This window comes from Streptomyces sp. NPDC042371 (assembly GCF_056437465.1).
Map to the genome: position 1 here is coordinate 220,706 of NZ_JBWKAP010000006.1, position 17,763 is coordinate 238,468.

Sequence of the window (17,763 nt, forward strand, 5' to 3'; positions counted from 1 at the left end):
CGCATCACGCGCCGACCGCGGTCCGGGGTCAGCCGGTGGTGACGGTCCGTTCGGGGGAGTAGCCGCCCCAGGTCCCGTCCGGCAGCTTGGGACGGATGCGCACCCGGTGCCGCTCCCCGTCCTTCTTGCCGATGTAGAAGCTGTGCTCTGCCTTGTCCCGCGGGGCCGTCCCGCCGAAGACGAGCGAGGTGGCGGTGCGGCCGTCCAGCTGGATCTGGTACTCCGCCACGGCGCCGCCGGTGCGCGGCGGTGTCCACGTCAGGTCGATGTAGTACGCCCCGTCGGCCCGGTGCGTGCCCGCCCGGAACCCGGTCGGCGCGGTGCCGCGCCCCGAGTCCTTGCCCGCCGCGGTGGTGACGCTGACCTCGCGGCTGGCGGGCGAGAAGTTGTCGGCGGCGTCCCGCGCCTTGACCGTGAAGGTGTAGTGGGTGCCGGGCCGCAGCCCGGTGACGAGCGTCGCGGTCTGGTTGCCGCCCACGCTGTGGATCTTCGAGCCGCCCTGGAAGATCTCGTACGAGGCCACCTTCTTGTCGTCCGACGACTTGCCCCACGCGAGCATCGCCGCCCTGCTCCCCTCGGCCTCGCCCTTCAGGTCCGCGGGCCGGGACGGGGGCTTGCGGTCGGCGGCGGCCGCGGCGGGCATCGTGACCGACAGCTTCCTGCTGTCCTCGCTGACGTTGCCCTCGGCGTCGCGGGCGCGGACGGTGAAGCTGTAGGTGGTGGTCGGCTTCAGGCCGACGACATCCACCATGGTCTCCTGCCCCGACACCTCCTTCACCTTCTTGGTGCCGCGGTACACCTCGTACGCGGTGACCTTGGTGTCGTCGGTGGCCTGGTTCCACATGACGTGGGCGGTGGTGGAGCTGCCTGCCTGCACGGTGAGGCCGCGGGGCGCCGCCGGGGGGTTGGTGTCCCCGGCGTCGTCGCCGCCCCAGGCGCAGCCGCCCAGCGCGGCCGCGGTCGCGGCCATGACGGTCAGCAGGGCCAGCGGGGCCGGATGGGCGGACGGGCGGGGGATCCGTCGCACGGTGCTGCCTTCCACTCGACGGCATTGGTACGGACCTATTTGACACAGGTGACGAGGGCACATCAAGGGGTGGGGCGTCCGCCGTACGGACCGTGATCGGCGGAAGGGGCATACGACGGTGCACAAATTGGGATATCTGGCCTTCGAGCCGTCAGTTGTCCCCAACGAAAGGTCTCTTCTCGTGCGTAACAGAACGACGGCCCTGGTCGTCGCTGCCGGAGTCGCCCTGCTCGCCCCCGCCTGGTACTCCGCCGCGGCACAGCAGTCGCTGTCGGAACCGGACGCCAAGTCGCCGCGCGGAGCGCCGGGTTCGGCGGCTGCCCCTGCCCGAGAGGGAACGGTCCGTGAGGGAACGGTGGGCGCCGCCGACCTGCTGGCCGCGACCCGGAAGTGCAAGCAGATCTCGCACGGCAAGTACCGCACCGACGACGGCGCCCGCGCGGACGTCCCCGTGTGCGCCACCCGAGGCGCGGTCTTCTGGAAGGCCGACATGGACATCGACTGCGACGGTCGGCGCAGCAAGGCGTGCAACCGTCGCACCGACCCGCTGTTCCAGCCCACCACGGCCTTCCAGCAGTCCGACGGCCGCCATCTGAACGCGGCACGCCTGCCCTACGTCGTCGTGCCCGGCGCGAGCCACCGCTGGAAGCACGCCAAGCACGGCATCACGGGCGGCACCGTCGCCGCCGTCGTCCACCGAGGCCGGGTCCAGTACGCCGTCGTCGGCGACACCGGCCCCACCGACCTCATCGGCGAGGCGTCGTACGCGACGGCCCGGGCCCTCGGCATCCGCCCCGACCCGCGCACGGGCGGCACGGGCGAAGACGTCACGTACGTCCTCTTCAAGGGCTCCAGGGCGCAGCCGATCGAGAGCCACGGGGCCGCGGTCGCCCGGGGCGACGCGCTGGCGCGGGAGTTCGTGCGGCGGAACTGACGGGGCATCGCAGGGCTCGCCCACGGGTTCCCGGCTCACACCTTCCGATACGTGTACGCCTCCGCTGCCGCCGCCTCGACCGCGGCGAGGTCGCCACCGGCCGACGAGGTCACCACCGCCGCCACCGCGCCCTCCACGAACGGGGCGTCCACCAGACGTGTGCCGTCCGGGAGTTCGTCGCCCTCGGTGATCAGGGCCTTCACGGTGAGGACCGCGCTGCCGAGATCGGTGAGAACGGCGACCCCCGCGCCGCGGTCCACCCGCGAGGCCGCCGCCGAGATCAGCTCCGCGCTGGTGCCGAGCCCGCCGTCGGCCGTGCCCCCGGCGGCGGCCACGGGCGCGGTGGCGCCGCCGCCCGCGAGCCCGGTGGCGAGCGCGGCGACCGCCTCGGCGACGGGCCCGCTGTGCGACACGAGGACGACGCCGACCAGCCGCTCGTCAGCCACGGCCGCCCTCCCGCACGTCGCCGGTGCCCTCAGCGGCCTCCGCGGCCTCAGCGAGGGCCGCGAAGAGCAGGGCCGAGGACGTGGCGCCCGGATCCTGGTGCCCGATGCTGCGCTCGCCGAGGTAGCTCGCGCGGCCCTTGCGCGCCTGCAGCGGCGTCGTCGACAGGGCGCCCTGGAGCGCGGCCTCGCGTGCCGCGCCGAAGGAGTCCTCCAACGCGTCGATGCCGGGCACGAGCGCGTCCAGCATCGTCTTGTCGCCGGGCGCGGCACCGCCGAGCGCGGCCACCGCGTCGACGCCGGTGCGCAGCGCCTCGGCGAACCGTGCCTCGTCGACCTCGGGGGCGTCACCGAGCGCCTTGCCGGTGCGGCGCAGCAGCGTGCCGTAGAGCGGCCCCGACGCGCCGCCGACCGTCGAGATCAACTGCCGTCCCGCCAGCGTGAGGACGGCGCCCGGGGTGTCCGGTGCCTCCTTCTCCAGGACGGCGGCGACGGCCGTGAAGCCGCGCTTCAGGTTGCTGCCGTGGTCGGCGTCACCGATGGGCGAGTCCAGTTCCGTGAGCCGTTCCGCCTCACGGTCGACGGCTGAGGCAGTCACCGTCAGCCAGCGGCGGAAGAAGAGTGCGTCGAGCACGGCGTCAGCACCCCCAGCGCAGCGCGGGAGTCCGCACCGGAGCGTCCCACAACCGGAGTATCTCCTCATCGATCTGACACAACGTCACCGAGGCGCCCGCCATGTCCAGGGAGGTGACGTAGTTGCCGACGAGCGTGCGCGCCACGGGGACGCCGCGCTCGACGAGCACGCGCTGGACCTCGGCGTTGAAGCCGTAGAGCTCCAACAGGGGAGTGGCTCCCATGCCGTTGACGAGCAGAAGCACAGGATTGTGCGGTTCGAGGTCTTCGAGTACGGCGTTGACGGCGAAGTCGGCGATCTCGCGGGACGTCATCATCGCCCGCCGCTCGCGCCCCGGCTCGCCGTGGATCCCCACCCCCAACTCCAGCTCGCCGGGCGGCAGATCGAAGGTGGGGCTGCCCTTGGCGGGCGTACTGCACGCACTGAGCGCGACACCGAAGCTGCGCGTGTTCGCGTTCACCTGCCGGGCCATCGCCTCGACCCGCTCCAACGGCATGCCCGCGTCGGCGGCGGCCCCCGCCAGCTTCTCCACGAAGAGCGTGGCGCCGGTGCCGCGCCGCCCCGCGGTGTAGAGGCTGTCGGTGACCGCGACGTCGTCGTTGACGAGCACCTTCGCCACCTGGATGCCCTCGTCCTCGGCGAGTTCGGCGGCCATGTCGAAGTTGAGGACGTCACCCGTGTAGTTCTTCACGATGAAGAGCACGCCCGCGCCGCTGTCCACGGCGGCCGCGGCCCGCACCATCTGGTCCGGCACGGGCGAGGTGAACACCTCTCCCGGACAGGCCGCCGACAGCATCCCCGGACCCACGAACCCACCGTGCAACGGCTCGTGCCCGGACCCGCCGCCCGAGACGAGGGCGACCTTCCCCTCGACGGGAGCGTCCCCGCGCACGATCACCCGGTTCTCGACGTCGACGGTCAGCTCGGGATGAGCGGCGGCCATCCCGCGCAGCGCGTCGGCGACCACGGTCTCCGCGACGTTGATCAGCATCCTCATGAGTGTCTCCTAGGAAGGTTGGCAGGCAGGACCTTCACGTGCGTTTTTGCTGGTCATGGCAGGTATGGCCAGTGTGCGGTCTTGGCGGTGCGTAGCGATCCGAAGCGGCTTCTGACGGTAGTGTTGTTGCCCCATTGCTGCCCCATTGCTGACCTATTGCTGACTTTGGTGACGGCATGTCAGGTGGCTCGTGTCTCGGCCGGGGCGCGGCTGGGGTACCGCTGTCGGCAGTATCGACCTCGCGGCAGCGAAGGTCACGCGTGAGGACGGGCAGAGTGAACGCGAGCCCCGAATCGAACGATCTCTTGCGGCTGGGTGCCGGTGTCTCTTTCCCTGCACCGTGTCACTCTGCGTGCGGCGTGCGGCGTGCGGCGTGCGGCGAACGTGCCGGTCATCGTCGGGTTGGAGGTGCCCGTGCACGTGAGCACGGGTCCCACATGGCACGAGCTCGGGGCTTCGGGCTTCAGCCGGTCGGCGATCTGGAACGAGTCCAGGCGCAACAAGTGGACGTCGTGGATCAGGCCGCGCCAGGGCTCGAACGAGGTGTCCACCCGGAGACCGGACAGCTCCAGGCGCGCGACGGCCAGGCCACGTGGACCAGAGGGAGCACGCTCGGCACTTCGGATGCGGAGGCGAGATCGGAACGCCGGTCGAAGCCGTCATCGACCGATGTGATGAACGCGCCCCAACAGGACGGCACTTCAAGCCCCGCCGGACAGGGCGTGAGCGATCCTTGTACTTCGACTGGATACGTGGCTCCGGGGAACAGGCGGTGCCGTTCTCGCGGTCACGGGATGTCGAGCAGGACCTTTCCGACCAGGCCCCGCTCGAGTGCGGTGTGGTCAAGTACAGAGCTGGACCATCGTGGGCTGGAAGACGGTTGTCGCCCGCGATCCCGAGACCATGGTGATCAGCGAGTTCCTCAAGTCCTGCAAGCCGCTCGTGAACGTCTCCGCGGTCGAGAACGACCTGATCGTCGTTCGCCGTTAGGTGCTGAACAGCAGGCCCAGCCACCGGGCGGCGGCTTCCTGGGCCGAGGCCCCTTCGACGAACACGGCCAGGGCGGCGCGGTGACCTTTCTCGCCTCCCCGCTCCAGCGGGAGATGGTGGATGGCGTTGCGGAGGACGTCCACCGGGACCCGGCAGGCCCCGGAAGAATTGCCGTCGGCATTATCGACCTCGCGGCAGCGAAGGTCACGCGCGAGGACTTCCGGGGTGCGCAACTCACCCCGTGCCACGTGCCCGCACACCGCCCCACCACCTCCCGGATGCACGCCCCCCCGTACCAGCCCGCGAAACCCTTGTCGGAAAATGTTGGCGTCGCACAGACCAATCGCCCAGAAGGGAAGCCATGAGTACCGAGACGCTGGAGTTCCAGGCCGAGGCGCGGCAGTTGCTGGATCTGATGGTCCATTCGATCTACTCGAACAAGGACATCTTCCTTCGCGAACTCATCTCCAACGCCTCTGACGCCCTGGACAAGCGGCGCCTGGCCGGGCTGAAGGACGACGGCCTCAAGACGGACGACCTGCACATCGATATCGAGGCCGACAATGAGGCCCGCACGCTGACCGTGCGGGACAACGGCATCGGCATGACACGCGACGAGGTCGTGGGGCTGATCGGCACCATCGCCAGGTCCGGCACGGCCGAGACGCTGCGTCGGCTCAAGGAGAACAAGGAGTCGGCGGAGCTGATCGGTCAGTTCGGCGTCGGCTTCTACTCCGTGTTCATGGTCGCCGACAAGGTCACCCTGCTCACCCGCAAGGCGGGCGAGCCGACGGGGGTGCGCTGGGAATCGGGCGGGGACGGCACGTACACGATCGAGACCGTCGAGGACGCCCCCGAGGGCACGTCGGTCCGCGTGCACCTGCGGCCCGCCGACGAGGAGGACGCCCTCTACGACTACACGGACGAAGGGAAGATCCGGGAGATCGTCAAGCGGTACTCGGACTTCATCTCGTTCCCCGTCCGGATGGGGGAGAGCACCCTCAACTCGATGAAGGCGCTCTGGGCCCGCCCGCGCTCCGAGGTGAGCGAGGAGGAGTACCGGGAGTTCTACCGGCACATCAGCCATGACTGGACGGACCCGCTCGACATCATCCAGATGCGGGCCGAGGGCACCTTCGAGTACGAGGCGCTGCTTTTCCTGCCGTCGCGGGCCCCGCACGACCTCTACCAGCGGGACGCACGCCACGGTCTCCAGCTGTACGTCAAGCGTGTGTTCATCCTGGACGACAGCCGTGAGCTCCTGCCCGACCACCTGCGCTTCGTCAAGGGCGTCGTGGACGCCGCCGACCTGTCGCTGAACATCTCCCGCGAGATCCTCCAGCAGGACCGGCACATCCAGCTCATCCGCCGCCGCCTGGCGAAGAAGATCCTGGCGTCCATCAAGGACCTGATGAACAAGGACGCCGAGAAGTACCGCACGTTCTGGCGCGAGTTCGGGCCCGCCGTCAAGGAGGGGCTCCTCGACGGATCGGAGGACCACAAGGCGATCCTCGACATCGCCTCCTTCGCCTCCACCGCCGGTGAGGAGCCCACCACTCTGGCCGACTACCTCGCCCGGAAGCCGGAGGACCAGGACAAGATCTACTTCATGACCGGCGACACCCGCGCCCAGATCGAGAACTCCCCGCACATGGAGGCGTTCCGGGCCAAGGGGTACGAGGTCCTGCTCCTCACCGACCGGGTGGACGAGATCTGGGTCGAGGCGGTCCGCGACTACGTGGGTACGGAGTTCCAGTCCATCGCCCGCGGCGCGGTGGACCTGCCCTCCGAGGAGGAGTCGTCGCCGGAGGAGGCCGACGCGTACGCGGCAGTGCTGACCTGGCTCAACGAAACGCTCGACGACGTCAAGGAGGTGCGCCTGACGACCCGGCTCACCAGCTCCCCGGCGTGCCTGGTCAGTGACACCGACGGCCTCACGCCGGCCCTGGAGAAGATGTACAAGGCGATGGGCCAGGAGCTCCCGTCGGTCAAGCGCATCCTTGAGCTGAACCCGAAGCACCCTCTGGTCAGCGCGGTCAAGTCGGCACATGACCAGCGGCCCGACGACCCGGAACTGAGCGAGACGGCCGAGCTGCTGTACGGCACCGCCCTGCTCGCCGAGGGCGGCGACCTCACCGACCCGGCACGCTTCGCCTCCCTGCTGGCCGACCGTCTCAGCAAGACGATCTGAGCGCTGGGGCTGCTGCCCGACGTTCGATGACGACGATTGCCGCGCGTACCTATATACGCGCGGCAATCGTGTGCCTGGCCCGATCCGGACGGCTCGCCCACCCATACCCGCGACCAGGCGCGACGCGGGCTGCTCGCCGCGTGGGGTCAGATGACACCCTGGGCGGACATCGCGTCCGCCACCCGCTCGAACCCGGCGATGTTCGCACCCGTCACGTAGTCCCCGGGGGCGCCATAGCGCTCGGCGGTCTCGTGGCACGTGCTGTGGATGTCGTTCATGATGCGCGTCAGCTCCTCCTCGACGCGCTCCGCCGACCACGACGTACGTGCGTGGTTCTGGGCCATCTCCAGAGCGCTGACCGCGACACCGCCCGCGTTGGCCGCCTTGCCGGGCCCGAAAGCGACCCTCGCCTGCTGGAAGAGGCGCACGGCCTCGGGGGTCGTGGGCATGTTGGCGCCCTCCGAGACGGCCTTCACACCGCCGCGGATCAGAGCGGCGGCATCATCGGCGTCCAGCTCGTTCTGCGTGGCCGACGGCAGTGCGATGTCGGCCGGTACCTCCCAGACGCGTCGGCCCGGCACGAAGCGGGCCGAGGCGCCGCGGCGTTGCGCGTAGGTGTCGACCCGGGCGCGCTCGACCTCCTTGACCTGCTTGAGGAGGTCGAGGTCGATGCCCTTCTCGTCGACCACGTAGCCGGAGGAGTCCGAACACGTCACGGCGTTGGCGCCCAGGGCGGCCAGCTTCTGGATGGTGTAGATGGCGACGTTCCCGGAGCCGGACACGACCGCCGTCCGGCCTTCGAGGGTCTCGCCGCGCTCACGCAGCATCGCCGCCGTGAAGAGGACATTGCCGTAGCCGGTCGCCTCCGGACGGATCAGGGAGCCGCCCCAGTTCCGGCCCTTGCCGGTGAGGACGCCCGCCTCCCAGCGGTTGGTGATGCGCCGGTACTGACCGAAAAGGTAGCCGATCTCCCGGCCGCCGACACCGATGTCTCCCGCGGGTACGTCCGTGTGCTCGCCGATGTGCCGGTACAGCTCCGTCATGAACGACTGGCAGAAACGCATGACTTCCGCGTCGCTGCGGCCGCGCGGGTCGAAGTCGCTGCCGCCCTTGCCACCGCCGATGCCGAGGCCCGTCAGCGCGTTCTTGAATATCTGCTCGAAGCCCAGGAACTTGATGACGCCGAGGTTCACCGACGGGTGGAAGCGCAGGCCGCCCTTGTACGGGCCGAGTGCGCTGTTGAACTCCACCCGGTAGCCGCGGTTGACCCGCACGTGACCGCGGTCGTCCTGCCACGGCACCCGGAAGACGATCTGTCGCTCCGGTTCACACAGGCGCTCGATCAGCCCGGCCTCGGCGTACTCGGGGCGAGCCGCGATGACCGGCGCCAGCGTCTCCAGCACCTCGCGGGCGGCCTGGTTGAACTCCGGCTGGGCCGGGTTGCGGTGTTCGATCTCGGTGAGCAGCTGCGAGAGCACCGGCTGCGCTGTCTTCGTATCGGGTCGCGTGGTCAAAGGAGCCCTTTCTGGCACGGCCGGGACAGTATTACGCGCATGTAAACACAGCGACCGGGCGCCGGGTCCAGAGAGTGACCACTATGCGAGACCCGGGACCCGAGACCCGAGACCCGAGACCCGGGACGCGAGACCTGAGACCCGGCCACCGGGCCGACATGCGGCCCCCGTGTCATGCGCGGCCCACGGCCAGAAGTGCCGCCCGGCGGACCGAATCGGTGGAGGCGGCCAGTAGCGGCATGCGCACGGCCGGGCTGGGGATGCGGTTCTGGGCGTACAGGACCCCCTTGGTGACCGTCGGGTTCGGTTCGGTGAAGAGAGCGGCGGACAGCCGGGCCAGCTCGGCTCCGAGGCTGCGGGCGGGGGCGGCGGAGCCTCTTCGCCACAGCGCGATCATCTCGGCGAAGTCGGCCGTCCGCAGATTGGCCGACGCGATGATTCCGCCGTGGGCGCCCGCCGCTAGGAGCGGCGAGAGGACGATGTCGTCTCCGCCGAGCAGCGCGAAACCGGGCAGGGGCGAGCCGAGCAATTCGATGGTGGTCGCGTCGATCACGCCGGTCGCATGCTTGATGCCGACGACCCCCGGCAGGCGGCCGAGCGCGGCGATCGTGTCGGCGCTCAGCGTCTGTGCGGTGCGGTACGGAATGTCGTACACGATCAGCGGGAGGCCGCCGTGCTCGGCCAGCGCGGTGAAGTGCGCCAGGGTCCCCGCTTCGCCGGGGCGGATGTAGGGCGGTGCGGGCACCAGCGCCGCGGCGACGTTCCCCTCGGCCGCCAGCTCTCGCAAGGACGTGATGGCGGCGGCCGTGTCGTTGGTGCCGACCCCGACGATGAGCGGCGCCCCGTGCGCCCGGCAGGCGGCCGAGCAGATGCGGACCACCGTCTCTCTCTCCTCGGCGGTCAACGTGGCGGTCTCGGCGGTCGTACCGAGAGCGACAAGACCGGAGGCGCCGGCCGACAGGGCCTCGTCGGCGAGTCGGGCCAGCGCGTCGGGGGCCAGGCGCAGATCGGCGGTGAACGGAGTGATCAGGGGGACGTACAGGCCTGTGAAGGTCGGTTCGGGGTTCATGTCTCCCACCCTGGCCCACCCCACTCAGTAGATCCATTTCAGATTTCCGCCGTCACGCCTAAGCTGAACTTATGCTCGATGTCCGTCGTCTTCATCTGCTCCGCGAACTGGACCGGCGGGGCACCATCGCCGCCGTGGCCGAAGCACTGACCTTCACCGCGTCCGCCGTCTCCCAGCAGCTCGGGGTGCTGGAGCGGGAGGCGGGCGTGCCCCTGTTGGAACGCAGCGGCAGACGCGTGATCCTGACGCCCGCGGGCCGCTCCCTCGTCGCGCACGCCGACGCGGTGCTGAACCGCCTCGAATAGGCGGTCGCCGAGCTGGCGGGCGCGCGGGACGGCATCGGCGGGCCACTGCGTATCGGCACGTACCCTTCCGGTGGCCACACCATCGTTCCCCACACGCTGGCCGAACTGACGAGCAGGCACCCCTTGTTGGAGCCGATGGTGCGGGAGATCGACTCCGCGCGCGTGTCCGACGGTCTGCGGGCCGGTGAGCTGGACGTGGCCCTGGTCCACGACTACGACTTCGTACCCGCGACGCCGGACACGACCGTGGACGAGGAGCCTCTGCTCGAGGAACCCATGTACTTGGTCACCCATGCCGGGAGCGAGGCCACGCGAGCCGGGAGCGGGGCCGCGAACCCCGGCCACGGGAAGACACTGGCGGCATTGCTCGGGCCCTGCGCCGAGGTTCCGTGGATCACCGCGCGCGACGGCACGACCGGTCACGCGATGGCCGTACGCGCCTGCCAGGCCGCCGGATTCCAGCCCAGGATCCGCCACCAGGTCAACGACTTCCGCACCGTGCTGGCCCTGGTCGCCGCCGGGCAGGGAGCCGGGTGCGTGCCGGAGATGGCCGCCGTGCCGAGCCCCGCGGGCGTGGTGCTCACGGAACTGCCGTTGTTCCGCCGCTCGAAGGTGGCGTTCCGTGCGGGCGGTGGCGCCCATCCTGCGATCGCCGCCTTCGTGGCCGCGGCGACGACGGCGGTCGATCGCATGGCGGGCTCATGTCGTACGGCGGGTTGATGTCGTACGGGGGGGGAAGCCCTGGAACGCACGGAACCCCCTGCGGTGCACGGCTGGTTGCAGGCCCAGGAGACCTCCGCGTCCTCGGAGCAGGTCAGGATCCTGCCCGCCGAGGCCGAGACGCTCATCCCCGAGACGACCCAGGACTGGCAGGCCCTCGTGCACCGCGCCCTGAACGCGGGGATTCCCGCACAGCGCATCGCCCGACTGACCGGCCTCGACCCACAGGAAATCGGCCGCCTGTCAGTCTGACCTGCTCCGACGCCGACAGCGCGGCAGGCATGCTGATCGGCATTCCGGCTGGGCTCGTGCTCGGTCCGATTGTTTCGACCCCGTGGCGATGGGCGGGCGGTCACGGAGAGGGCCAGGTGCGCCGTCGCGTGCGCGCGGCCGCCGTAAGCCGCCTGGTTCAGCACCATGGCGCGGCCGCTCCGTCCGCGAGGGTGGCCGGTTGCACCACGTCGTCACCGAGCGCGCCACGCTGAGGGAGACCACCACGTTCCACGGTACTGGCCATGATCGTCGCCTTCGGCCTCCCGCGGGAGTCGACGAATGCCACGCCCGCCTCGTCCACCAGCTGACTGCGCACCCCCTCCAGCAGCCCCATCCGCGCCACCGCGTCGATTCCGGCGACTAGAGATCATTAATGGCGGGGGCGCGAGGGTGCGCGGTCGCGTGCCATCCGCCTGATCAGCCCCGACGACCAGACCCGACGAAGCACTACTGGTGCGGCCGATCGCAGAGGAAGCAGCCGTCCCAGAGCGGGAGTGCACTGAGGACGCGGTGGCGCACGCACGAGGCCGTCGCGGCCCAGTCGAACTCCGCCAGGTCGAATCCGACGGCACCGCGCCCCATGACGTTCTGGTCCTGCCGGGTCAGCAGCGCCGCGAAGCGGAAGTCCCGGTCCTCGGGCGCGAGATCGGACACGGCGAGCATCAGCGCGTCGATGAACACCGCGGTGGCGCCATTGGACAGGTCCAGGTCGTGGCTGCCGCCGGAGAAGATGTTGCTAGCCGACCTATGATGCGGGCCCTACCCGCGCGTGGCACCACCTCGTGCCGACCGACAAGGTCCGCCGGGCAGGCCCTAGTCGTGGAAGGCCGTGGTCGCGTCCAGCGCGGCGCGCCCGGTCGTCACCCTGTTCACTGGCGCGCTCTCGTCGGCGTAACCGAACGAGATGCCCACGAGCAGCTTTCCTCCGGTGACGCCCAGTTCGTCCCGGACGGTGTCGGCGTAGAAGCTCAGCAGTCCCTGCGGGCAGCTGTCCACGCCGTACGCGGTCATCGCCAGGAGCAAGGTCTGCATGTACGCGCCGACGTCGGCGGCGGGCCGTGCCGCGCCGTCACCGTCGACGAAGAGGAACGCGGCGTGCGGTGCGCCGTAGAAGCGCAGGCTCTCCGCGTCGTAGGCCGCACGTGCCCCGTGGTCGTCGGGAGCGATGCCCAGCGCTCCGTACAGCTCGGCGCCGAACGCGGCCCGGCGCGCCCGGTGCACCTGCGCGTACATGTCCTCGGAGTACGGAAGGTCCACCGAGGTGTGCCGCTCGGCGTGGGCCGCCCGCAGAGCCGTCGCCAGGCGCTCGCGCGCCGCGCCGCTCACCACCTCCACCTGCCACGGCTGCGTATTGGAGTTGGACGGCGCGGCGCCCGCCAGCGAGAAGATCGCGCGCATCGTGTCCGCGGGCACGGCCTCCGGGCGGAACGCGCGGGTCGCGTGACGGCCGCGTATCAGCTTCTCGGCGGAGCCGCTCAGTTCGGTGGTGGGTCCGGTGGGCTCGGTGGGCTCGGTGGGGGTTCGGCTTGGCATGGCGCACTCCTCAGCGACGACAGAAGTAAACGGTGGCGTTTACTTGGAAGTGATCGTAGCGAGCCGACCCCTCTGAAGTAAACGCAGGCGTATACTTTCGCCATGGCCACGACGACGACCGCACCTCAGCAACGGGGACGTGGGGGCCGGGAGCGCATCCTGGCCGCCGCCGCCCAGCTGTTCGCGGCCCAGGGGATCAACGCGACCGGCATGGAACAGGTCGCGGACCAGGCGCCGGTGTCCAAGCGGACGCTCTACGCGCACTTCCGGACCAAGAACGATCTGGTCCTCGCGCACCTGGCGAACCTCGCGTCGTCCGGCGCCACCCTCGAAAGCGTGCTGACCCGCGAGGACAGCCCCCCACGGGAGCGGATCCTGCGCCTGTTCGACCAGCCCACAGTGGACGCGGCACCGGTGCGGGGGTGCCCCTTCATCGATGCCGCCGCCGAGTTTCCCGACCCGAAGAGCGCGGTCCACTCCTACGCCCGGGAACAGAAGCTGCGGATGGTTGAGCTGGTCACCGCGCTGGTGGCGGAGATGGGCTGCCGGGAACCCGCCGCCCTCGCCGAACAGCTGGTCACCCTCGCGGACGGGGCGGCCAGTCGCGCCATGGTGCTGGACGACGCGGGGTACGGGCGGTACGCGCGAGCGGCGGCGGAGGTCCTCCTCGAACGGGCCCTACCGGGCGCGGGCTGACGGGAGTGTGGCCTCTCGTAGGACCCGTCTCGCGTGCGGCGATCGAGCCCGCCCCGACGGGGTGCCCTTCGAGACTTCGAGACCCAAGACCCTCGATCTTCAGCCGTGTTGGACGTCGGAAGCCGCGAGCGCCTTGTCGCCGGGCTACGATCACGGGGTGATGACGGCCTGGTCTCCTTTCGGTACGCGCGGGAGCCGCTCGACAGCGGCTCTGTTGCGGGTCCTGGGGCTGGGCCTCTTCCTTTTCGGGCTGGTGTTCGCGCATGCGGCCAGCCCCGAGGCGACGAGTCGTCACATCGAGGCCGTTGGCGGTGTCGTGGCGGCGGATCCCGTGGTCGGCGTGGCCCATGTGGCCGAAGCGCCCGCCGTCGCCGAGGCGCCAGGGGGCCATCCGCACGATCACCCCCAGTCGCACACCGTCGAGGAGTGTGCCCTGGGGCAGCCCCCGCAGGGGCCCGACGTCGACCAGCCCTGCCTCTCGCCGCTGGGTTCGGCGTGGCTGGACGGTGTGTCCGTGGCTGCGGGCACCCAGCGCGTCGCGGGCCGCGACTTCGTCGTGCCGATAGCGCACGCGGCCGACACCACGATCCTGCGCGTCTAGACCGACCGGTTCCCCGACCGGTCTGTCCTCGTCCCGGCCGTAGGTGTCAGCGCTGCGCGTCCCGTACGCGTGCCGCCGCCGGGCAGTTGTCGCGCGGAGGATCTGTGCTGCCTCGGCTCCTTGTCCGCAATCTGTTGTACGTCCTGCTGCTCGCCGCGGTGCTCATGTGCTCCGGCGGACATCACCACGGCCAGGAAGGGCCGCACGCGCCGTCGACACTCCAGGTGGCCGACGCGCCCACTTCTCCCGATCACTGCCACGAGCTCGATTCAGGACCCGGTTCCGGGTCCGGCTCCGTCGCGCAGTCGTCCGTACGTCTCCTCGCGCCCGTGCCCACCACCGCACCGGCCGTGCATGCGGTGCGTGCCTCGGCGGCGCGACCCCTGGGCGTCGCGCGAGGCAGGGACCCGTGCGGTGGCAGGGCCGCCCTCAACTCGCTCTGCAGATGGCGCATATAGGGGCCCGTCGCGATCCCCGTACGCGTCCACCCCCCCCCGAACGAGAGCGAAGAAGCGAAGAGATGCATTCTCCGATCGCGCACGACTCCGCCCACTTCACGCATACCGCCCCTGCCGGATCCACCCGCCCCACCCTCCCAGGCCTCTCCGGCCTCGTCGGCAACACTCCCGTCCTCCACGTCTCCCACCCCCTCACCCCGCCCGGCCGCGGCTTCTGGGCCAAGCTGGAGGGCTTCAACCCCGGTGGCATCAAGGACCGCCCGGGGCTGCACATGGTCGAACGCGCCCGTGCGCGGGGCGAGTTGCGGCCCGGGCGCCGCATCGTCGAGTCGACCAGCGGCACCCTCGGCCTCGGCCTCGCGCTGGCCGGTACGGTCCACGGGCACCCGGTCACCCTGGTCACCGACCCGGGCCTGGAGCCGTCCATGACCCGGCTGCTCGCCGCCCACGGCGCGACCGTCGACATGGTGCCCGAGCCCGACCCGGCCGGAGGCTGGCAGCAGGCCCGCCGCGACCGCGTCGCCGAACTCCTCGCGGCGCACCCCGGCTCGTGGTGCCCCGACCAGTACGGCAACCCCGACAACGTCGCCGCCTACACCCCGCTGGCCCTCGAACTCGCCAGGCAGCTGGGCCACATCGACGTCCTGGTGTGCAGCGTCGGCACCGGCGGTCACTCGGCGGGCATCTCCCGCGTCCTGCGTCAGCTCTACCCCGGGCTGCGCCTCGTCGGCGTGGACACCGTCGGCTCGACCATCTTCGGCCAGCCCGCCCGGCCCAGGCTCATGCGCGGCCTGGGATCGAGCATCTACCCGCGCAACGTCGCGTACGAGAACTTCAGCGAGGTCCACTGGGTGTCACCGGCCGAATCGGTGTGGGCCTGCAGGCAGTTGGCGACCTCGCACTACGCGACAGGCGGCTGGAGCGTCGGCTCGGTCGCACTGGTGGCGGGCTGGCTCGCCCGGACGCTCCCGCGCGACACCCGCATCGTCGCCGTATTCCCCGACGGCCCGCAGCGCTATCTGGAGACCGTCTACGACGACGCGTACTGCGCCCGGCACGGACTCCTCGGCGGGTCCCCGGCCTCCGAACCCGACGTGGTCGACCGCCCCGACGAGAAGGAGGTCACCCGCTGGACCCGCTGCACCACCGTCCACGATCCCCTGGGTAACTCCGCCCCCGACTACGCCGACACCACCCATTCAGCCCGGCCCGAAGGCGAGACGCGGTGAAGACGACCCTCACGCAGTTCCGTTCCTACGACCGCAGTGTCCAACTGCTCCTGGCCAACCAGTTCACCATCAACCTCGGCTTCTACATGCTGATGCCGTACCTCGCCCAGCACCTGTCCGGCACGCTCGGCCTCGCGGGCTGGCTCGTCGGACTCGTCCTCGGCGTACGCAACTTCAGCCAGCAGGGCATGTTCCTCGTCGGCGGCACTCTCGCCGACCGGTTCGGCTACAAGCCGCTGATCGTCGCGGGGTGCGTCCTGCGCACCATCGGATTCGCCACCCTCGGGCTCGTCGACTCGGTACCGGCGCTGCTCGTCGCCTCCGCGGCCACCGGATTCGCGGGCGCGCTGTTCAACCCCGCGGTGCGGGCCTACCTCGCCGCCGACGCGGGGGAGCGCCGGGTCGAGGCCTTCGCGCTGTTCAACGTCTTCTACCAGGCGGGCATCCTGCTGGGCCCGCTCGTGGGCATGCTGCTCACCGGCGTCGACTTCCGGATCACCTGTCTCGTCTCGGCGGTGATCTTCGCGCTCCTGAGTGTCGTACAGATCCGCTCGTTGCCCGCGCGAAGGGGAGCGGACGCGCAGGGCGGCACGGACGACGGTTCCGGCGAAGGAGTGCTCGCCCAGTGGCGGAGCATCATCCGCAACCGTGCCTTCCTGCTCTTCTCGACCGCCATGATCGGCTCGTACGTCCTGACCTTCCAGGTCTATCTGGCACTGCCCCTGGAGGTGCGGCGCCTGGGCGGTGACGGCGACTTCGGCACCGTCGCCGTCGCGCTGCTCTTCGCGGTGTCCGGGCTCACGACCATCCTCGGGCAGACCCGGGTGACCGCCTGGTGCAAGGAGCGGCTGGCGCCGGGACGGGCCCTGGCCTGGGGCCTGTTGAGCATGGGGCTGGCCTTCGTGCCGCTCATCGCGGCGACGGCCCTGCCGGTGCCGGGCGGGGGAGCCGGGCGGTGGCTGCTCGCCGCCGTCCCGCCGACGCTGGCCGCGCTGCTGCTCGCGCTGGGCACGATGATCGCGTACCCCTTCGAGATGGACACCATCGTCCGGCTGGCGGGGGACCGGCTGGTCGCCACCCACTACGGCCTCTACAACACCATCTGCGGTGTCGGCATCACCCTCGGCAACCTGCTGACGGGAGTCGCCCTGGACGCGGCGCGCGAGGCCGGGATGTCGGCGCTGCCCTGGCTCGCGCTGCTCCTCCTCGGCCTCGGCTGCTCGGGGGCCCTGTACGGGCTGCACCGCGCGGGACGGCTGACTCCCGCGTCGCCGGAGGTCGAACCGGCAGCGGCCTGACCTGACGGCGTCCCCGGTCCGGTCGGCGCGCGGCACTCGGCCCGCGCGCCGACCGGGCCCGGATCACGCGGACTCGATCCCTCCGGCGCATGCGGCGCCCGGCTCCGGAGTCTGCGGGCCCTGCACGTACTTGCTGAAGAACTCCGCGACCCGCGGGTCGGCGGCGCTGTCGACGGTCAGCTGGTGTCCCCAGGCCGACAGCATGATCGGGCTCCGCTGCTGCTCGACCGGGCTCATCAGGCTGTACGAGGTCTTGGAGACCTTGTCACTCAGCTTCTTGATGTCGGCGGCGGGGGCCTTCTTGTTGTACGTGACCCAGACCGCACCGTGTTCGAGGGAGTGCACGGCGTTCTCGTTCGGTATGGCCTTCTTGTAGACCTTGGCCTCGCACGTCATCCAGGCCTGGTTGTGGTCGCCGCCGACCGGCGGCGTCATCGGGTAGTCGACCGCCTTCTCGACGTGGTCGCGGCCCAGCTTCTTGGCGTCCCACGTCTTCTCGCCCCGCACGGGCTTCTTCGCGGCCGCGGTGTTCTGCTCCTCCTTGTCGTTGGCCCGGTTGATGGCGTACGCGCCGAAACCGATGAGTGAGGCCACGATCACCGTGCTCACCGAGACGGTGATGATGCGGTTGCGCCGCTCGCGGGCCTGCTCCGCGCGCTGCATCGCCTCGACTCGGGCCTTGCGCGCGGCGGCGACCGCCTTCTTGCTCGGCTTCTTCGGATTGCCGGACTTGGCCTTGGCCATGGGTGTTCCTGTCCCCGCCGCACGGGGGCGCGGCGGTGGTGGCGGTGTCTGTGTCGGTGGACGCCGGGTGCGCGGGGCAGGCCGCATCCGCGGGCCCGCCCTGCCGG

The 17,763-nt window shown here is 70.7% G+C and carries 21 protein-coding genes; 11 read left to right on the plus strand and 10 right to left on the minus strand.

Annotated features, from left to right (window positions below):
- Positions 1–28: 28 nt before the first annotated feature.
- Positions 29–970 carry a fibronectin type III domain-containing protein gene (locus tag AC068B_RS20055; RefSeq protein ID WP_478673284.1) on the minus strand — a complete coding sequence of 314 codons (942 nt, stop codon included), beginning with the start codon at positions 968–970 and terminating at the stop codon, positions 29–31.
- 238 nt (positions 971–1,208) lie between these two features.
- On the opposite strand from AC068B_RS20055, the gene AC068B_RS20060 reads away from it, so the two are divergent.
- Complete coding sequence (locus AC068B_RS20060) at positions 1,209–1,961, plus strand: glycoside hydrolase family 75 protein (RefSeq protein WP_478672945.1); 753 nt, start codon at positions 1,209–1,211, stop codon at positions 1,959–1,961.
- Positions 1,962–1,996: 35 nt separating this feature from the next.
- Here the strand turns inward: AC068B_RS20060 and AC068B_RS20065 are convergent, their stop codons facing one another.
- The 3 genes from AC068B_RS20065 to dhaK are packed head-to-tail and all read right to left on the minus strand — an operon-like array spanning position 1,997 to position 4,035.
- Positions 1,997–2,407, minus strand: coding sequence for a PTS-dependent dihydroxyacetone kinase phosphotransferase subunit DhaM (locus AC068B_RS20065; protein WP_478672947.1), 411 nt, complete (start codon positions 2,405–2,407; stop codon positions 1,997–1,999).
- On the minus strand, positions 2,400–3,038 hold the full coding sequence (gene dhaL, locus AC068B_RS20070) for a dihydroxyacetone kinase subunit DhaL (RefSeq protein ID WP_478672948.1): 639 nt from the start codon (positions 3,036–3,038) through the stop codon (positions 2,400–2,402). The genes AC068B_RS20065 and dhaL overlap by 8 nt, the downstream gene beginning before the upstream one ends.
- 4 nt (positions 3,039–3,042) lie before the next feature.
- Positions 3,043–4,035: a dihydroxyacetone kinase subunit DhaK gene (gene dhaK, locus AC068B_RS20075; protein WP_478672949.1), complete on the minus strand. Its 993-nt coding sequence runs from the start codon at positions 4,033–4,035 to the stop codon at positions 3,043–3,045.
- A gap of 864 nt (positions 4,036–4,899) precedes the next feature.
- On the opposite strand from dhaK, the gene AC068B_RS20080 reads away from it, so the two are divergent.
- The gene (locus AC068B_RS20080; RefSeq protein WP_478672950.1) at positions 4,900–5,025 is read left to right on the plus strand and encodes a hypothetical protein; all 126 of its coding nucleotides are present in this window, start codon (positions 4,900–4,902) and stop codon (positions 5,023–5,025) included.
- Here the strand turns inward: AC068B_RS20080 and AC068B_RS20085 are convergent.
- Positions 5,022–5,285: a hypothetical protein gene (locus tag AC068B_RS20085; RefSeq protein ID WP_478672951.1), complete on the minus strand. Its 264-nt coding sequence runs from the start codon at positions 5,283–5,285 to the stop codon at positions 5,022–5,024. The two genes, AC068B_RS20080 and AC068B_RS20085, sit on opposite strands and share 4 nt — an antisense overlap.
- A gap of 101 nt (positions 5,286–5,386) precedes the next feature.
- Between AC068B_RS20085 and htpG the strand changes: the two genes are divergently transcribed.
- A complete protein-coding gene (gene htpG, locus AC068B_RS20090; RefSeq protein WP_478672952.1) occupies positions 5,387–7,216 on the plus strand; it encodes a molecular chaperone HtpG in 1,830 nt (609 codons plus the stop codon).
- A 146-nt stretch (positions 7,217–7,362) separates the two neighbouring features.
- Here htpG and gdhA read toward each other — a convergent pair whose 3' ends face one another.
- A complete protein-coding gene (gdhA, locus tag AC068B_RS20095) occupies positions 7,363–8,730 on the minus strand; it encodes an NADP-specific glutamate dehydrogenase (RefSeq protein WP_478672953.1) in 1,368 nt (455 codons plus the stop codon).
- A 172-nt stretch (positions 8,731–8,902) separates the two neighbouring features.
- Complete coding sequence (locus AC068B_RS20100; RefSeq protein ID WP_478672954.1) at positions 8,903–9,799, minus strand: dihydrodipicolinate synthase family protein; 897 nt, start codon at positions 9,797–9,799, stop codon at positions 8,903–8,905.
- Positions 9,800–9,870: 71 nt separating this feature from the next.
- On the opposite strand from AC068B_RS20100, the gene AC068B_RS20105 reads away from it, so the two are divergent.
- From AC068B_RS20105 to AC068B_RS20115, 3 genes are read left to right on the plus strand one after another with little or no spacing between them, the layout of a single operon-like run.
- The gene (locus tag AC068B_RS20105) at positions 9,871–10,104 is read left to right on the plus strand and encodes a LysR family transcriptional regulator (RefSeq protein ID WP_478672956.1); all 234 of its coding nucleotides are present in this window, start codon (positions 9,871–9,873) and stop codon (positions 10,102–10,104) included.
- A gap of 33 nt (positions 10,105–10,137) precedes the next feature.
- Positions 10,138–10,824 (plus strand): LysR substrate-binding domain-containing protein, encoded by a 687-nt coding sequence (locus AC068B_RS20110; RefSeq protein ID WP_478673285.1) that lies wholly within the window; start codon positions 10,138–10,140, stop codon positions 10,822–10,824.
- 21 nt (positions 10,825–10,845) lie between these two features.
- The gene (locus AC068B_RS20115) at positions 10,846–11,076 is read left to right on the plus strand and encodes a DUF6003 family protein (protein WP_478673286.1); all 231 of its coding nucleotides are present in this window, start codon (positions 10,846–10,848) and stop codon (positions 11,074–11,076) included.
- Positions 11,077–11,544: 468 nt separating this feature from the next.
- Here the strand turns inward: AC068B_RS20115 and AC068B_RS20120 are convergent, their stop codons facing one another.
- Both AC068B_RS20120 and AC068B_RS20125 read right to left on the minus strand, forming a co-directional pair.
- Entirely contained in the window at positions 11,545–11,778 is a 234-nt protein-coding gene (locus AC068B_RS20120; protein ID WP_478672957.1) for a hypothetical protein, read from the minus strand.
- Between the two features lie 132 nt (positions 11,779–11,910).
- The gene (locus tag AC068B_RS20125) at positions 11,911–12,630 is read right to left on the minus strand and encodes a nitroreductase (protein WP_478672958.1); all 720 of its coding nucleotides are present in this window, start codon (positions 12,628–12,630) and stop codon (positions 11,911–11,913) included.
- Positions 12,631–12,732: 102 nt separating this feature from the next.
- Between AC068B_RS20125 and AC068B_RS20130 the strand changes: the two genes are divergently transcribed.
- From AC068B_RS20130 to AC068B_RS20150, 5 genes are all read left to right on the plus strand, one after another.
- Positions 12,733–13,326, plus strand: coding sequence for a TetR/AcrR family transcriptional regulator (locus AC068B_RS20130; RefSeq protein ID WP_478672959.1), 594 nt, complete (start codon positions 12,733–12,735; stop codon positions 13,324–13,326).
- Between the two features lie 160 nt (positions 13,327–13,486).
- Positions 13,487–13,927 carry a hypothetical protein gene (locus AC068B_RS20135; RefSeq protein WP_478672961.1) on the plus strand — a complete coding sequence of 147 codons (441 nt, stop codon included), beginning with the start codon at positions 13,487–13,489 and terminating at the stop codon, positions 13,925–13,927.
- A gap of 104 nt (positions 13,928–14,031) precedes the next feature.
- Positions 14,032–14,385 carry a hypothetical protein gene (locus AC068B_RS20140; protein ID WP_478672962.1) on the plus strand — a complete coding sequence of 118 codons (354 nt, stop codon included), beginning with the start codon at positions 14,032–14,034 and terminating at the stop codon, positions 14,383–14,385.
- Positions 14,386–14,447: 62 nt separating this feature from the next.
- A complete protein-coding gene (locus AC068B_RS20145) occupies positions 14,448–15,614 on the plus strand; it encodes a PLP-dependent cysteine synthase family protein (RefSeq protein WP_478672963.1) in 1,167 nt (388 codons plus the stop codon).
- Complete coding sequence (locus AC068B_RS20150; protein ID WP_478672964.1) at positions 15,611–16,912, plus strand: MDR family MFS transporter; 1,302 nt, start codon at positions 15,611–15,613, stop codon at positions 16,910–16,912. The genes AC068B_RS20145 and AC068B_RS20150 overlap by 4 nt, the downstream gene beginning before the upstream one ends.
- 63 nt (positions 16,913–16,975) lie before the next feature.
- Here the strand turns inward: AC068B_RS20150 and AC068B_RS20155 are convergent, their stop codons facing one another.
- Positions 16,976–17,656 (minus strand): DUF3105 domain-containing protein, encoded by a 681-nt coding sequence (locus AC068B_RS20155; RefSeq protein ID WP_478672965.1) that lies wholly within the window; start codon positions 17,654–17,656, stop codon positions 16,976–16,978.
- Positions 17,657–17,763: the final 107 nt, after the last annotated feature.

Coding starts and splice junctions, on each gene's coding strand:
- AC068B_RS20055 (WP_478673284.1), bottom strand. CDS start 970: ATGGCCGCGACCGCGGCCGCGCTGGGCGGCTGCGCCTGGGGCGGCGAC.
- AC068B_RS20135 (WP_478672961.1), top strand. CDS start 13,487: ATGACGGCCTGGTCTCCTTTCGGTACGCGCGGGAGCCGCTCGACAGCG.
- AC068B_RS20130 (WP_478672959.1), top strand. CDS start 12,733: ATGGCCACGACGACGACCGCACCTCAGCAACGGGGACGTGGGGGCCGG.
- AC068B_RS20100 (WP_478672954.1), bottom strand. CDS start 9,799: ATGAACCCCGAACCGACCTTCACAGGCCTGTACGTCCCCCTGATCACT.
- htpG (WP_478672952.1), top strand. CDS start 5,387: ATGAGTACCGAGACGCTGGAGTTCCAGGCCGAGGCGCGGCAGTTGCTG.
- AC068B_RS20125 (WP_478672958.1), bottom strand. CDS start 12,630: ATGCCAAGCCGAACCCCCACCGAGCCCACCGAGCCCACCGGACCCACC.
- AC068B_RS20145 (WP_478672963.1), top strand. CDS start 14,448: ATGCATTCTCCGATCGCGCACGACTCCGCCCACTTCACGCATACCGCC.
- AC068B_RS20155 (WP_478672965.1), bottom strand. CDS start 17,656: ATGGCCAAGGCCAAGTCCGGCAATCCGAAGAAGCCGAGCAAGAAGGCG.
- dhaK (WP_478672949.1), bottom strand. CDS start 4,035: ATGAGGATGCTGATCAACGTCGCGGAGACCGTGGTCGCCGACGCGCTG.
- AC068B_RS20105 (WP_478672956.1), top strand. CDS start 9,871: ATGCTCGATGTCCGTCGTCTTCATCTGCTCCGCGAACTGGACCGGCGG.